The sequence below is a fragment of the Desertimonas flava genome, from assembly GCF_003426815.1.
In the GTDB taxonomy this organism is placed as follows: domain Bacteria; phylum Actinomycetota; class Acidimicrobiia; order Acidimicrobiales; family Ilumatobacteraceae; genus Desertimonas; species Desertimonas flava.
The window spans coordinates 1-15,468 of record NZ_QKYK01000055.1 but is presented as its reverse complement, the minus strand read 5'-3'; the positions used below and the strand labels follow the sequence as shown (position 1 = coordinate 15,468).

Below are 15,468 nucleotides of genomic sequence, written 5' to 3'. Positions count from 1 at the left end.
GGGGTGGCGGCGACGGGCTCGGCCGGGGCGGAGGTCGGCGGGACGACGGAGCTCACGGCCGGCGCCGGCTCGGTCACGTCGGCGGGCTTCGCCGGGGCGCCGTCGGCGGCCGCGCCGGCACGGCCGCGGTAGCCCTCGAAGAACTCACGCCAGGACTCGCTGACGGACTGTGGATCGTCGAGAAACTGCTCGTGCATCTCGTCGACGAGCCACGAGTTGGCCCCAAAACTGCTGTCGGACGTCGTTGTCACAATCCCAGTGTAAAGGACAGGGTTACTCAGCATTCGGGCGCGCCGCGCGCCGATCCAGGAACTCTGACCACCAGCTTGCGCCGAGCCCTCGGCGGCGGCTCCAGGAGAGCCGTCAGCGGCGTTCGAGGAGCACCACAGGGATCTCCCGGATGCCTGCCACCTTGGCGTCATAGTCGGCGAAGGCCGACAGCTCGGCCTTCTGGCGCTCCCAGATCTCGGACCGCTCCTCACCCTCGAGCACCCGTGCGCGGACCGGGATCGTCTCGGCGCCGACCTCGACGTCGATCTCGGGGTTGGCGACGAGGTTGTGGTACCACGCCGGGTGCTGCGGCGCGCCGCCGTAGGAGGCGAAGACGGCGAAGGCGTCGCCGACGGGCTGGTACACCAGTGGCGCCACGCGCTCCTGGCCGCTCTGCGCACCGATGTGATGCACGAGGATCATGTGACGGCCCTCGAACGGGCCGCCGACCTGGCCGTTGTTGGCTCGGAACTCCTCGATGATCTGGGCGTTGAAGTCGCTCATGGCGAGAGCGTACGGCTGCGCGCGCCGGCGGGGATCATGACGCGCCTCGGCGAGCAAGCGGCGTTCGTCGTCGTCGGTCAGCCCGGCGCCGCTCGGGCGACCGGCGCCCTGCTGCTCCTCCCACTCGAGGGCCGCGGCGAACGTGTCGACGAGCGGCCTCGTGCGCAGTCCGGCGGCCACGGCGGCCGACGTGTCGCGAGTACCGAACCCGGCGTACTCCGGCAACGGCAGCCACAGCGGAAGTGACGTCGGTCCGGCCCATGGATTGACGCCGTGGGCCGTGAGCCATTCGGGTCCGGCGCCGATGAGCTCGCCGTCGTGACCGGCGGCCTCCCGTGCCGCGCCGAGGATGTCGGCCAGCGGGTGAACCGGGCCCGTGGCGTTGAACGTTCCCGCCCGGCGGTTGGCGGCCAGGCCGACGATCCACGCCGCCAGATCCCGCACGTCGATCAGTTGCATGCCGAGGCCGGGAGCGTCGGGCACGAGCACCGCACCGTCGCCGGACGCCGGATGGGCGAAGCGCCTCGGCCAGTACCCGGTGCGGCCGGAGTCGTCGCCGTAGCCGCCGATCAGGCCGGCCCGCAGCACCGCGGCGCGGTCGGCGCCGAAGCCGTCGAGCACCGCCTGCTCGCATGCGACCTTCGCTTCGCCGTAGGTCTCCGGGGACTCCATGACGTCGGAGGCGAGGGCGGGCAGGAGTGCGGCCGATTCGTCTGCCCCGGGTTCGGAATGGTCGGCGTAGGCCGAACACGATGAGACGTACACGTAGTGGGCCTCGGTCGACACCAGGGCAGCGACGGCCCGGCGGACGTGTCCGGGCTGGGACGACACATCGACGATCGCGTCCCATCGTTCGCCGGCGACCGTGTCATGGACCCTCGGCTCGTCCCGGTCGGCCACCACGAGCCGCGCACCGTGGGCGACCGGCCCGGCCGTGCCGCGAGCCAGGCACGTGACCTCGTGGCCGTCTCGCAACGCCGTGGCGGCTACCTCCCGTCCCAGCCACGCCGTCCCGCCAAGAATGAGCAACCGCATGGTTGCACATCGTAGTCCCGGCCGGACCGCCGTCGGCGTCCGTCAGGCGTGGACGACGGCCTCGACGTTGTGACCGTCGGGGTCACGGAGGAACACGGCGTAGTAGCCCGGGTGGTACTCGGGCCACTCACGAGGAGCGTGCAGCACCTCGGCGCCGGCCGCCACCGCAGCCGCGTGGACGGCGTCGACCTCCTCGCGCGTTGCCGCGGCAAAGGCGATGTGATCTTCGCGAGCCTCGCCCCGCTCGTTCGGCGAGAGCCAGAACTGCGGCTGCGGCGTCCTGCCTGCGATGCCGACGACGGGTCCACCCGGCGTGTCGAAGCGCATCATCTCGCGGAATCCGAGCGGGGCGAAGACGTCGAGGTAGTAGCGGACCGACGCCTCGACGTCGGCGGCCTGGATCCCCACATGGTCGAACATGCGCCGAGTATGCCACCGCGTCGGACGAGCGCCCGGCAAGCCCATCGCACAGGGCGCCGTTAGCCTCCGAAGCGCCATGGCTCACGAGTACATCTACACGTCGCACAAGCTGACCCGCTTCTACCCGCCCGACCGGACGGTGTTGGAGAACATCTCGCTGTCGTTCTTCCCGGGCGCCAAGATCGGTGTCATCGGCTCCAACGGTGCCGGCAAGTCGTCGCTGCTCAAGATCATGGCCGGTCTCGACGACGGCTACAGCGGCGAGGCCCGCCTCACGCCGGGATTCACCGTGGGCTACCTCCACCAGGAGCCCCAACTCGATCCCACCAAGGACGTCAAGGGCAACGTGATGGACGGCGTCGCCGCCGTGCAGGGGCTCATCGACCAGTACAACGCAGTGATGGCGAAGTGGGCCGACCCCGACGCCGACTACGAGAAGATCGGCGCCGAGCAGGCCGCCCTCGAGGACAAGATCGCCGCCGCCGATGCATGGAGCCTCGAGCGCAACGTCGAGATCGCCATGGACGCCCTGCGCTGCCCGCCCGACGACGCCGACGTCACCGTCCTGTCGGGCGGTGAGCGGCGCCGCGTCGCGCTGTGCCGCCTGCTGCTCAGCCACCCCGACCTGCTCCTGCTCGACGAGCCCACCAACCACCTCGACGCCGAGAGCGTCGAGTGGCTCGAGCGCTTCCTCCAGGAGTACTCGGGGACGGTCGTGGCGATCACCCACGACCGCTACTTCCTCGACAACGTCGCCCAGTGGATCCTCGAGCTCGACCGGGGGCGCGGCCTGCCGTTCCAGGGCAACTACAGCTCGTGGCTGGAGCAGAAGGAAGCCCGCCTCGCCCAGGAGGAGCGATCCAACGAGGCCCGCCGCCGCACCCTGCAGCGCGAGCTCGAATGGGTGCGCATGGCGCCCAAGGCCCGCCAGGCCAAGGGCAAGGCCCGCCTCGCCGCCTACGACCGTCTCCAGTCCGAGGCCGAGGCGGCGCGGGGCGACGACCAGCGCTTGGAGATCGCCATCCCCGCGGGTCAGCGGCTCGGCGACACCGTCATCGAGGTCGAGGGCCTGCGCAAGGGGTTCGGCGACCGTCTCCTCATCGAGAACCTGTCGTTCTCGCTGCCCAAGGCCGGCATCGTCGGCATCATCGGGCCCAACGGCGCCGGCAAGACGACGCTGTTCAAGATGCTCACCGGCCAGGAGCCGGTGGACAGCGGCACCATCAAGGTGGGCGACACGGTCCAGCTGAGCTACGTCGACCAGAGCCGGGACACGCTCGACGACGACGCCTCGGTGTACGACGAGATCACCGGCGGCGTCGATCACCTCAAGGTGGGCAACCGCGAGATCCACGGACGCGCCTACGTGGCCAGTTTCATGTTCAAGGGGGCCGATCAACAGAAGCGAGTGGGCGACCTCTCCGGCGGTGAGCGCAACCGCGTCCACCTCGCCAAGTTGCTCAAGTCCGGCGGCAACGTGCTGCTGCTCGACGAGCCGACCAACGACCTCGACGTCGACACGCTGCGCGCGCTCGAAGCTGGTCTCGAGAGCTTCCCCGGCTGTGCCGTGGTCATCAGTCACGACCGCTGGTTCCTCGACCGCATCGCCACCCACGTGCTGGCGTTCGAGGGCGACAGCCAGGTGCGCTGGTTCGAGGGCAACTTCTCCGAGTACGAGGCGTGGCGTCACAAGGAGTTGGGCTCGGCGGCCGACCAGCCGCACCGCATCAAGTACAAGAAGCTCGCCTGACGCCCGCGCCCGGTCGGGCGGAACGATCAGGGAATCGGGTCGGCCGGCTCGGCACCGAAGACGAAGAGTCCCGTCTCGCGGAGATCACGGCCGAACACCACCTCGGGTGATCCGGTGGACGGACCGAAGAGCGTCATGAAGCCGTTCCTCGTCGTTCCGATCGGCGTGTAGATGTCGACGAGCACGTAGTCCCGCCCGGCGATCGTGAGATCGGCGTTGAGACCGACCTGTTCGGCGGCCGTGGCCATCGCCTGATCGGGCGCTTCGCCGTCATCGACCGGCCGATACTCACCGAGGGCATCGCCGACGACGGTCCGCGAGACGTCGAGTGCGTAGACGATGTCGGGAGCCGGATCGTCGGCGTCGGCCACGAAGAGGATGACCGACGGGCTGGAGTAGATCGAAGGCTGCGCCACCTGCTGCAGGCGGAGTCGCTGGTCTCCCGCTGCCAACACCTGGGGCTGGTCGGTGACCTGGAACTCGATCTGGAACGTCGGGGCCGCGGCGAAGCGGTACACCTCGTCGTCGGTGGGCCCGTCGACGACGAGGAAGAGGACCTCGGACTCGTCGGCCTGGTCACTACGGGCGAGTCCGAACGGCCCGACGCACCCGATGCGGGTCAGCGTTCCGGCGGCATCCGCGCTCTCGGCGGCGACGAACAGGTACGCCACCCCACCGAGCTGGAACCGCGCCGGCAGATGGGCGGGAATCCCGTCCGCGTCCGGATCGCCGGGATCACCGGGGCACGCGGCCGACGGGGCCGCCGTGTTGGCGGCGGGCGGCGGTGCGCTGGGCGGCTGCGTCGCCACGACCGCGGGCGGCTGGATCGGCTCGGTCGTCGTGCTGGTCGTCGGCGGCTCGGTCGTCGTCGTGGTCGTCGTCGTCGTGGTCGTCGAGGCCTCGGTCGTCGTCGTGGTCGTCGAGGCCTCGGTCGTCGTCGTCGGCGGCTCGGTCGTCGTGGTCGTCGGCGGTTCAGTCGTGGTCGTCGGCGTGGTCGTCGGCGGTTCAGTCGTGGTCGTCGTCGTGGTCGTCGGCGGTTCAGTCGTGGTCGTCGGGGGCTCGGTCGTCGTCGTGGAGGTCGTCGGTGGCTCGGTCGTCGTCGTGGTGGTCGTCGGCGGTTCAGTCGTGGTCGTCGGGGGCTCGGTCGTCGTCGTGGAGGTCGTCGGTGGCTCGGTCGTCGTCGTGGTGGTCGTCGTCGTCGGCGGTTGGGTCGTCGTCGTCGGCACCTCCGTCGTCGGCGGTTCCGTCGGTGCCGTGGTGGCCGCCACGTCGCCGGATCCGGAGAACAGGAACAGTCGGTTGCCCACTCGTACGTAGCGCTGCGTCGCCGCGCTGTCGCCGGCGGGGACGTACACCGGGAACGCCGTGGCACACCCAACCTTCGTCAGCGTGGCGGGATCGACGGCGTCGGTCGCGTCGCTGTCGAAGGCGAACTCCATGCCGTCGAAGGCGAGCGACGTGGCGATCGAGGCCGGGCGGCCGTCGGGGCCCAGGGCAACGAAGCGCCGCAGCCCGGCGTCAGAGGTGAGGAAGATCTCGGGGAACGGTTGCGCGGCTTCGGGATCGGCGTACACCGGCGCTCCGTTCATCTCACCCACAGCCTGCAGGGTCTCGGCCGTGAGGTCGGCCTCGGTCCCGGCGAAGGCGTAGAGCGTGCCGCCGGCGTCGATGGGTTCGTACTCCGCTGACTCGGCCGGGCACGTCACGTCCGCCGCCCCCACGGCTTCGGGCAGGTAGCGGGCCAGCACGTCCTCGCTGCGCTCGGGCATCGAGAGGTACAAGGCGGAGAACGGCCCCTCCTCCGTTCGTGCGTAGGCGATGTTCGCCTGGCTCTGGGCCACCCTGATCAAGTCCTGGCGGCTCACCGGAACCATGCGGTCGAACAGGAAGCGGGCGCCGGCGACGACGATCTCGCGGGGCACGCTGTCGGGCTGACCACCCTCGCCCAGACCCGTCACCAGCTCCATGTCCTGCCCGGCCGGCTGTCCGGGCGGCGAGGGCGGCGGGGCGGTGGCATGGGCCGTCGCGACCGGCGCGACGAGGAAGGCCAGCGTGCTGAGAACTAGACCGACCGACCGCGTTCGCAAGACGTAACCCCCTCGTGCTCCCCGGCCCTTGCCGTCCATGCGTACCCCCGGCGGGCGAACCCAGACACGATCACCGACGGAAGTGGACTCCCAGGCGCGCATGGAATCGCCGCACGCGGGTACCTCACGTCCCGGCGCCCGGCGACGCACGCCTGGGCAAGGGACCGGGGGGTCAGAACGAGTGATGCGGTTCGCCACACAACCTCAGCCACAACGATCTCAGCCGCGGCTCGCACGCCACGCGGCGTTGACGTTCGCCTCGCTCGTCGCCGCGAACCTCGTGATCCAGGCGCCGCAGCGCGTCGGCGCCCAGACGGAGCCGGCCAACGAGGTCAACGTCGAGTTGATCATGGACTCGTCGGGCTCGATGGGCGCTGCCACCAACACCGGAGAGCCGCGTATCGACGCCGCCAAGAGAGTGCTCAATCAGGTGATCGACGCCATCCCGACCGATCGTCCGGAGCTGAACGTGGGGTTCCGGGTGTTCGGCCACAAAGGCAACAACACGGAATCGGGCCGGCCGGAGAGCTGTCAGTCCTCGGACCTGACGGTGCCGGTCGCGGGCGTCGATCCTCCCGCCTTGCGCGCCCAGGTCGCCAACTACACGCCCGTCGGCTGGACGCCGATCGGCCTGTCGCTCGAACGGGCGGCCGCGGACTTCCCGGCCGCATCGGACACCGTTACGAACTCGATCATCCTCGTGACCGACGGTCTCGAGACGTGCGACGCCGATCCCTGCGCCATCGCGACGCAGCTGAAGGAGAGCGCGGCGGGCATCACGATCTACGTCGTGGGGCTCGGCCTCGACGCCGAGGAGCTGCGCATCACCAGCTGCATCGCCGAGAACACGGGCGGCGAGATCGTGGGAGCGCAGAACGCCGACGAGCTCTCGGTGGCGCTGTTCACGTTCCTCGAAGAGCTCGAGGTGGTGGTCACGACAGGGTTCCTCGAGATCGAGTCGATCGGCGGCCTCTACCCGCACGCCACGCTGACGTGCGACGACGAGCCGGCGACCGACAGCAACCCCGACGGCGGAGAGCCGTTCACCTACACGTTCACCGCCGAGACGAACAAGGTCGAGGCGCCAGTGGGCGTGTGCGACCTGGAGTGGACGAACCCGAGCGGCGACGAGACGGCGATCAAGGTCAACATCGAGGCCGAACGGACGACGTTCGTGCGCGGTTCGCTGCTGAAGTTCCCTCAGGGCGCCGGCGAGATCTACGTGCTCAAGGCCCAGGACGGGACGGTGATCTGGCAGGACCAGATCGAGCAGGGCGACTGGGTCTGGGTTCTGCCCGGGATCTACACGTGCGACCTGCTCGAGCTCGTCGGCGACCCGATCCTGCTGTCGTTCTCCGTGCAGACCCTGCCGGGGTCCGCCACCCAGGTGGAGATCTTCACCGCGCCATAGGCCGAGACACTTCTGAACGACATCGTCGCCGCGCCCCGCAGGTCGGTAGCGTCGGCGGGCGATGTCCAGCCCCGTCCCAGCCAGCGACGAGAGCGACGCGCAGCTCGCCACTCGACTGGCCACGGAGACCGGGCACCTGCTCGTCGATCTGCGTCGTCGCCTGATCGCCGCGCGCGCCCCGTACTGGCACGTGATGGACGAGGGCGACGCCGCCGCGCAGCGCTACCTCGCCAGCGAGCTGGCCCGCACCCGGCCGTCCGACGCCGTGCTGTCGGAGGAGGGCGCCGAGGACCCGCGACGGCTCACCCAGGACCGGGTCTGGATCGTCGACCCGCTCGACGGCACCCGCGAGTACGGCGAGCCGGGCCGCAACGACTGGGCCGTCCACGTGGCCCTCTGGGACCGCGACCACTTCGCCGCCGGTGCCGTGTCGCTGCCCGCGATCGAGCGAACGCTCTCCACCGACCCGGCACCCGAGGTCCCGATGGTGAAGCGGGCGACACCGGTGGTCGTGACCTCCCGCTCGCGCACCTCGTACGCCACCGTCGTCGTCGCCGACGCCCTCGGGGCCAACATCCTCCAGCTCGGGTCGGCGGGAGCCAAGGCGATGGCCGTGGTCAACGGCATCGCCGACGTCTACGTGCACGCCGGCGGCATGTACCAATGGGACTCGGCGGCGCCTGCCGCCGTGGCGCTGGCCGCCGGGCTGCACGTCAGCCGCATCGACGGCTCCCCCATCGTCTACAACGACCCGGACCCGTGGCTGCCGGATTTCGTCGTGTGCCGTCCGGCCTTCGCCGAGCCCGTGCTCACCGCGATCGACGCCGCTGCTCGTCACTGACCCGCCGATCCGCCGATCGAACCGCGTCCGCCCTCCCGGTAGGGTCGCCATCCGTGCGTCTGATGATCGCCCGCTGTTCCGTCGACTATGCCGGCCGGCTCTCCGCGCATCTCCCCGAGGCGGTGCGCCTCATCATGGTGAAGGCCGACGGCTGCGTCGCCATCCACTCCGACGGCGGGGCCTACAAGCCGCTGAACTGGATGAACGCCCCCAACCGCCTGGTCGAAGGCGAGGGCGAGTGGGTCGTGACCAACACCAAGAACGAGACCCTCACCATCACGCTGCACGAAGTGCTGTCGGACGTCAGCGAGGAGTTCGGCGTCGACCCCGGCCTGCAGAAGGACGGCGTGGAGGCCCACCTCCAGGAGCTGCTGGCGGCGACACCGTCGACGATCGAAGAGGGCCTGACGCTGGTGCGGCGCGAATACCCCACGGCCATCGGACCGGTTGACCTGGTCTGCCGCGACCCGGCCGGCCAGGTGGTCGCCATCGAGGTCAAGCGGCGGGGCGAGATCGACGGCGTGGAGCAACTGGTGCGGTACATCGAAAGGCTCCGACTCGACTCGTCGCTCGGTGAGATCCGTGGCGTGTTCGTCGCCCAGCAGGTGAAGCCGCAGGCCCGCGTGCTCGCCGAGTCGCGCGGCCTGCGTTGGGTCGAGGTCGACTACGACCAACTGCGCGGCATGGACCCCGGCGACCTCCGCCTCTTCTGAGCAACCCGCCGACGGCGAAAGGCCGTTCCAGCATCCGCGATCGGGCTCGGGGCCGGTGGCAGACTCATGCGCGCGATCCGGGGATCGCACCGGAACGAGGAGGAACGCCCGTGACCGAGACCAGCCCCGATACCGACACCACCGCGGTCATCCCCACCGATCCACCGCTCGCCCGCGTGGCCACCGCAGAGTTCGTTGGGACGATGCTCCTGATGCTGATCGGCCCCGGCAGCGCCATCCTCGCGGCCGACGTGATCGGCAACGTCGGCGTGGCGGCGTGCTTCGGTCTCGCCCTGCTCGTCGGCGCCTACGTGGTGGGGCCGGTCTCCGGCTGCCACATCAACCCTGCCGTCACGCTCGGCATGGCGCTCGGAGGCCAACTTCCGTGGCAGCGGGTCGGGCTGTACTGGATCTCCCAGCTGGCCGGGGCCATCGCCGGCGGGGCCATCTTGTTCAGCATCACCGACGGTGGCGACGAGGCCTTCGACAAGACCGGGATCTTCGCCGCCAACGGTTGGGGGGACAAGATCGGCAACTCCTACGGCGCGGGTGCGGCGATGGTCGTCGAGATCGTCTTCACGGCGATCCTCGTGTTCGCCGTGCTGTCGACCACGGTGAGGAAGTTCGCCCCGGGCTTCGGCGGCCTGGCTGTCGGGGCCACGCTGGGAATGATCCACCTCGTCACGATCCCCGTCGACAACACCTCGGTGAACCCGGCCCGCAGCCTCGGTGCCGCGGTCTTCTCGGGCAGCGACGCGATGTCGCAACTGTGGCTCTTCATCGTCTTCCCACTGATCGGGGCCGTGGCCGGAACGTTGGTGTGGGTGTACGTCCACGCCGGCGACTTCGACCTGCCGGGGGTCGACAACATCGACATGCCGTTCGTCGACGACGTCTGACGAGCCGTAGCCGTGGTGGGGCGGGCTCGCGCCGGCTCCGATGAGGCAGACAGAGCGGCGCCGGACCACTAGGTTTGCCGACCATGCCGCATCACGTGCAAGGAGTCGTCGCCCGCGCCAAGGGCCAGCCCGTCACCCTCGAGACGATCATCGTCCCCGACCCCGGCCCTGGTGAGGCGCTGGTGAAGGTGCAGGCGTGCGGGGTGTGCCACACCGACCTGCACTACCGCGAAGGCGGGATCAACGACGAGTTCCCGTTCCTGCTGGGACACGAGGCCGCCGGCATCGTCGAAGCGGTCGGCCCCGGCGTCACCGACGTGGCCCCCGGCGACTACGTCATCCTCAACTGGCGGGCGGTGTGCGGCAACTGCCGGGCCTGCCTGCGCGGTGAGCCCTGGTACTGCTTCGCCACCCACAACGCCACCCAGAAGATGACGCTCGAGGACGGCACCGAGCTGTCACCGGCGCTCGGTATCGGCGCCTTCGCCGAGAAGACACTTGTCGCCGCCGGCCAGTGCACCAAGGTCGATCCGGCGGCGCCGCCCACGGCGGCCGGCCTCCTCGGCTGTGGCGTGATGGCCGGCATCGGCGCGGCGATCAACACCGGCAACGTCCGTCGCGGCCAGTCGGTGGCCGTGTTCGGCTGCGGCGGCGTGGGCGACGCGGCCATCGCCGGATCGCGGCTCGCCGGGGCCGGCACGATCGTCGCCGTCGACATCGACGACCGCAAGCTCGAGATCGCCAAGGAGTTCGGCGCGACGCACACCTGCAACTCCACCACCACCGACCCGGTCGAGTACATCCAGTCGGTCACCGGCGGTTTCGGTGCCGACGTGTGCATCGAGGCGATCGGCAACCCGGCCGTGTACAAGCAGGCGTTCGAGGCGCGGGATCTCGCCGGCACGGTCGTCCTCGTCGGCGTCCCCAACCCGACCGCCACGCTCGAGCTGCCCTTCATCGAGGTGTTCGGACGCGGCGGGGCCCTGAAGTCGTCGTGGTACGGCGACTGCCTGCCCTCGCGCGACTTCCCGATGCTCATCGACCTCTACCTCCAGGGCCGCCTCGATCTCGATCGCTTCGTGAGCGAGACGATCGGCATCGACGGCGTCGAGGAGGCCTTCCACAAGATGGAACGCGGCGAGGTGCTCCGCTCCGTGGTGGTGCTGTGATCGAGCTGGTCACCACTGACGGGGTCTTCGAGCTCGACGGCGGTTCCTGGGAGGTCACCAACAACATCTGGATCGTCGGCGACGACCGCGAGGTCGTCGTGTTCGACGCGGCCCACGATCACCGGCCGATCGTCGACGCCGTGAACGGCCGGCGCGTCCGGGCCATCGTGCTGACCCACGGCCACAACGACCACATCAACGCCGCCGTCCCGTTGCGCGATGCCGTCGACGCGCCGATCCACCTGCATGCCGACGACCGCATGCTGTGGGACGTCGTGTGGCCCGGTGAGTCACCGGACGTCGCCACCGAGCCCGGCTCCACGATCGCGGCCGGCGGCCACGAACTGCGGGTCGTGCACACGCCTGGGCACTCCCCCGGCTGCTGCTGCTTCCACGACGCCGCAGCGGGTGCCGTCTTCAGCGGCGACACGCTCTTCTGCGGTGGCCCAGGAGCGACGGGACGGAGCTTCAGCGACGAACCGACGATCCTCCGTTCGATCCGTGACCGATTGCTCGTGCTCCCCGACCAGACCGTCGTGCATACTGGGCACGGCGAGTCCACGACCATCGGTGCCGAACGCGACAGAGTGCTGGCGCGGGCAGCGGAGCTAGGGCTCTAGATCGCCGCCGGCTGCTCCCTCGGGCCGGCAACGACGACAACGGAGACCGCATGCAACCGATTGCTGGCGTGGTCCAGCACTACCCGTGGGGCGACCGCCAATTCATCCCGGCCTTCCTCGGGAGGAATCCCGACGGCCAGCCGTGGGCCGAACTGTGGCTGGGCACCCACCCCAACGGGCCGTCCCGCCTTCCCGACGGCCGGGCGCTCACCGAGCTGACGGGCAACCTGCCCTTTCTCCTCAAGGTGCTCGCCGCGTCCGAGCCGCTGTCGCTCCAGACGCACCCCGACGCCGATCAGGCTCGCGCGGGCTATCAGGTGGGCACCTACGTCGACCCGTACGCCAAGCCCGAACTGCTCTGCGCGCTCACCCCGTTCGAGGCCTTCTGCGGCATCCGCCCGATCGACGAGACCGTGGCCCTGCTCGACGACATCGGCCAGCAACGACTGGCGGCGGCGTTCGAGCAGTCCGGCGTTCGCGACACCATCCGGGCCGTCCTTGGCGGGCGGGTGCCGATCGACCCGGTCGTCGACTCGTGCCGGAGCAGCGACCGTCCGGAGTGCCGTTGGGTCATCCGCCTGGCCAAGCGATATCCCGGCGATCCGAGCGTGCTTGTGACGCTGCTGCTCAACTACGTTCAGCTCGAGCCGGGCGAAGCGATCCAGCTCGGTCCGGGCAATCTGCACGCCTACCTCAGCGGCGCCGGCATCGAACTGATGGGCGCCAGCGACAACGTCGTGCGCGCCGGGCTGACGTCCAAGCGGGTGAACGTCGACCTCCTTCTCGACGTCATGGATCCCACGCCCCTCCTCGACCCCGTGATGTCGACCGCCCGGTCCTATCCGCTGTCGGGCACGTCGATCCGACTGCTCCGTCTCGTCGGGCCGACGCAACGCACGGCGAGCACCCACGAACTGGTCGTCACGGCGTCGGGCGCCACCGGCTACCTCGCCCCTCACGACACGCTCGACGTGCCCGCCGGCGACATCGCCTTCGTCGCCACGTCGTAGTTCGTCCTCGGCGGAGTTCCGAGATAGTGCCAGGCACTATCTCGGAGACGGGGTCCGATCGCGGCACGGAGGCCGACCGAATCCGGCCGCCGCGAGCTGCTACGCCTGCTTCTTGCGGATCTCGACGATGCGGCTGGCGGCGTCGTTGGCGTCGTCGCCCTTGGCATCGAGGAGCGTCGAGCGATCACGAGCCGCCTCGCGCTCGGCCTTCGCCGTGTCGGCCTTGGCGATCGCCGCATCGATGCCGTGCTCGTTGATGAACTCGGCCCACTCGACGAGCGCGTCGACCATCTCCGACTCGGGGACGACGGCGATGTTGCGGCCCTTGATGAACAGGTGACCGCGCTTGTTGCCGGCGGCGATGCCGAGATCGGCCTCGCGGGCCTCGCCCGGTCCGTTCACCACGCAACCCATCACGGCCACCTGGAGCGGCAGCTGACGTTCACCGAACGCCTCCATCGCCCGCTTGGCGACGTCGATCACGTCGACCTCGGCGCGACCGCACGACGGGCACGAGATCAGGTCGACGTTCTTGCGCTCGCGCAGGCCGAGCGCCTCGAGCAGCTGGCGGCCGGCGCGGGCTTCCTCGACGGGGTCGGCGGTGAGCGAGTAGCGAATGGTGTCGCCGATGCCCTCGAGCAGCAGCGTGCCGATCCCCGCCGTGGCCTTCACCAGGCCGGCCGGCGGCGGCCCGGCCTCGGTGACGCCGAGGTGGAGCGGGTAGTCGGTGGCCTCGGAGAGCTGGCGGTAGGCCTCGACCATCAACGGCACGCTCGACGCCTTGACCGAGATCTTGACGAGGTCGAAGCCGACCTCGTCGAAGTAGGCGATCTCACGCATGGCCGATTCGACCATCGCCTCGGGCGTGACGCCGCCGTACTTCTGGTACAGCGAGTCGTCGAGCGAGCCGCCGTTCACCCCGATGCGGATCGGCAGGTTGCGGTCACGGGCTTCGCTGGCGACGGCCTTGATGTGCTCGGGCTTGCGGATGTTGCCGGGGTTGAGCCGAAGACCATCGACGCCGGCCTCGATGGCGGCGAGCGCCATGCGGTACTGGTGATGGATGTCGGCGATGATCGGCACCGGCGACCGGGGGACGATCTGGGCCAGCCCCTCGGCGGCTTCGATCTCGTTGCACGTGCAGCGCACGATGTCGCAACCCGCCGCCGCGAGCGCGTAGATCTGCTGCAGCGTGCCCTCCACGTCGGCCGTCTTGGTGATGGTCATCGACTGCACCGTGACCGGGGCCCCGCCGCCCACCGGCACGGAACCGACGTGGATCTGCTTGGTGACCTTGCGCGTCGACCGACTGGCGACTTCCATGCCGTTGACGCTACCCGCCCCGGCCGAGCCGGACCTGCCGGGTCGCGTCGACGTCTCCACGAGATCGCCACCTGCCGTCCAAGCGACGGTCAGGGGCAAGGGCTCACCGTGGGAGGTCCACCCCCCAATCTGTCGGAGACCTTTCGTGAGACTTCTGTTCTGCAGCCGGCCGGCGTTCGGCCACCTCTACCCGATGATGCCCCTGGCCAACGCAGCCCGCGCCGCCGGCCACGACGTGACGTTCGCCATCGCCGGCGAGTTCGTCGGCCGGCTCGAACGGCTCGGCTACCGCACCTTGGACGTCGGCCTGACGTTCGAGGAGGCGTTCGGGCAGTTCGCCGCGAGCGGCTATCCCAACGGGCTTCCGCGCGACGACGACGGGCGCCCCGACCTCGACGCGGGCGGTCACCTGTTCGTCAACGTGTTCGGGCGGACCACGGCCGCCGACCTGGCGCCGCGGCTCGACGATCTCGCCCCCGACCTCGTCGTCTACGAGCACTACGACATCGGTGCCGGCGTGGCCGCACGCGCCGCCGGCATCCCCAGTGTCGCCTTGCGGGTGTCGCCATTCATGCCGGCGCCGGTCGAGCGTCGCTACCTCGGCGGCAAGGTCGCCGCCCTGTACGCCGACTTCGGCGTGCCGATCGATGAGTCCGCCGGCGAGGCCGAACCGTTCATCGACCTCTTTCCCGCTGCCGTGCAGGAACCTCGGGCCGCAGACCGGCCGAACCGTCTCCCGCTCCGTCACACCTCGTATTCCGACCCCGGTGCCGTCGTGCCGCGCTGGATCGGGTCGGGCGACCGCCCGCTCGTGTACGTGACGTTGGGAACGGTGGTCTCCGGCGACGACCAGCTGCGGCCGGCGATCGAGGCGGTCGCCGCCCTCGACGCCGAGGTGCTGGTGACGTTGGGCAACGCCGAGGGCGCCGCGCTCGGCGCGCTCCCCGCCAACGTTCGGATCGCCCAGTTCGTCGACCAGGGAGCCGTCCTCGACCACGCCGCTCTCGCCGTGCACCACGGCGGCAGCGGAACAATGCTCGACTGCCTCAGCCGCGCCGTGCCACAGGTCGTCCTGCCCAAGGGCGCCGACCAGTTCATCAACGCCGACCTGCTCGTCGCCGCCGGGCTGGCTGCGGTGCTCGAACCGGCAGACGCCTCCACGGAGGCGATCTCCGACGCCGCCCGGCGCACGATCGGAACGTCGTCGCCCGCGCTCTCGGCGGTGCGCAGGCGCATCGCCGAGATGCCCGACGCCGACGCGGCCCTCGACGCCCTGGCGGCCCTCGCTCCCGTCGTCGCGTAACAGATGGTGCCTGCCTGGATTCCAGTGGTCACTGCAACACGTGGTTGTCGAGGATCATGGTAGGGGTCTTCCAGCCGTGGCGTTTGCGGGGTCGGCGGTTGAGCTTGGCGGCG

Annotated in this window: 14 protein-coding genes; 9 read left to right on the top strand and 5 right to left on the bottom strand. The window is 70.1% G+C overall.

The features are described 5' to 3' along the window. The 3 genes from DN771_RS28485 to DN771_RS28475 form a co-directional block, all read right to left on the bottom strand. Positions 1-251 (bottom strand): 2-oxoglutarate dehydrogenase E1 subunit family protein (locus DN771_RS28485; RefSeq protein ID WP_227462509.1); only part of this gene is annotated, 251 nt, incomplete at its 3' end. Positions 252-363: 112 nt separating this feature from the next. Then, the gene (locus DN771_RS28480) at positions 364-1,809 is read right to left on the bottom strand and encodes a nitroreductase/quinone reductase family protein (RefSeq protein WP_117000968.1); all 1,446 of its coding nucleotides are present in this window, start codon (positions 1,807-1,809) and stop codon (positions 364-366) included. Between the two features lie 42 nt (positions 1,810-1,851). Further along, on the bottom strand, positions 1,852-2,229 hold the full coding sequence (locus DN771_RS28475; RefSeq protein WP_117000967.1) for a VOC family protein: 378 nt from the start codon (positions 2,227-2,229) through the stop codon (positions 1,852-1,854). A gap of 76 nt (positions 2,230-2,305) precedes the next feature. Between DN771_RS28475 and ettA the strand changes: the two genes are divergently transcribed. Continuing rightward, positions 2,306-3,979, top strand: a complete 1,674-nt coding sequence (gene ettA / locus DN771_RS28470; protein WP_117000966.1) for an energy-dependent translational throttle protein EttA — start codon at positions 2,306-2,308, stop codon at positions 3,977-3,979. 26 nt (positions 3,980-4,005) lie between these two features. On the opposite strand, the gene DN771_RS30240 is transcribed toward ettA, so the two are convergent. Further along, complete coding sequence (locus DN771_RS30240; protein ID WP_193615425.1) at positions 4,006-6,066, bottom strand: hypothetical protein; 2,061 nt, start codon at positions 6,064-6,066, stop codon at positions 4,006-4,008. Positions 6,067-6,313: 247 nt separating this feature from the next. Here DN771_RS30240 and DN771_RS28450 point away from each other — a divergent pair, with 247 nt between their 5' ends. From DN771_RS28450 to manA, 7 genes are all read left to right on the top strand, one after another. Then, positions 6,314-7,477 (top strand): vWA domain-containing protein, encoded by a 1,164-nt coding sequence (locus tag DN771_RS28450; RefSeq protein ID WP_162942526.1) that lies wholly within the window; start codon positions 6,314-6,316, stop codon positions 7,475-7,477. Positions 7,478-7,538: 61 nt separating this feature from the next. Then, on the top strand, positions 7,539-8,318 hold the full coding sequence (locus DN771_RS28445) for a 3'(2'),5'-bisphosphate nucleotidase CysQ (RefSeq protein WP_117000962.1): 780 nt from the start codon (positions 7,539-7,541) through the stop codon (positions 8,316-8,318). Between the two features lie 53 nt (positions 8,319-8,371). Beyond that, positions 8,372-9,031, top strand: a complete 660-nt coding sequence (nucS, locus tag DN771_RS28440; protein ID WP_117000961.1) for an endonuclease NucS — start codon at positions 8,372-8,374, stop codon at positions 9,029-9,031. 110 nt (positions 9,032-9,141) lie between these two features. After that, positions 9,142-9,930 (top strand): aquaporin, encoded by a 789-nt coding sequence (locus tag DN771_RS28435; protein WP_205528821.1) that lies wholly within the window; start codon positions 9,142-9,144, stop codon positions 9,928-9,930. A gap of 83 nt (positions 9,931-10,013) precedes the next feature. Further along, positions 10,014-11,099, top strand: coding sequence for an S-(hydroxymethyl)mycothiol dehydrogenase (locus tag DN771_RS28430; protein ID WP_117000960.1), 1,086 nt, complete (start codon positions 10,014-10,016; stop codon positions 11,097-11,099). After that, complete coding sequence (locus DN771_RS28425) at positions 11,099-11,719, top strand: MBL fold metallo-hydrolase (protein WP_117000969.1); 621 nt, start codon at positions 11,099-11,101, stop codon at positions 11,717-11,719. The genes DN771_RS28430 and DN771_RS28425 overlap by 1 nt, the downstream gene beginning before the upstream one ends. Before the next feature lie 50 nt (positions 11,720-11,769). After that, positions 11,770-12,729 carry a mannose-6-phosphate isomerase, class I gene (gene manA, locus DN771_RS28420; RefSeq protein WP_117000959.1) on the top strand — a complete coding sequence of 320 codons (960 nt, stop codon included), beginning with the start codon at positions 11,770-11,772 and terminating at the stop codon, positions 12,727-12,729. 99 nt (positions 12,730-12,828) lie between these two features. Here the strand turns inward: manA and ispG are convergent, their stop codons facing one another. Then, positions 12,829-14,052: a flavodoxin-dependent (E)-4-hydroxy-3-methylbut-2-enyl-diphosphate synthase gene (gene ispG / locus DN771_RS28415; protein ID WP_117000958.1), complete on the bottom strand. Its 1,224-nt coding sequence runs from the start codon at positions 14,050-14,052 to the stop codon at positions 12,829-12,831. Positions 14,053-14,197: 145 nt separating this feature from the next. Between ispG and DN771_RS28410 the strand changes: the two genes are divergently transcribed. Next, positions 14,198-15,355 (top strand): glycosyltransferase, encoded by a 1,158-nt coding sequence (locus tag DN771_RS28410; RefSeq protein WP_117000957.1) that lies wholly within the window; start codon positions 14,198-14,200, stop codon positions 15,353-15,355. Positions 15,356-15,468 lie beyond the last annotated feature (113 nt).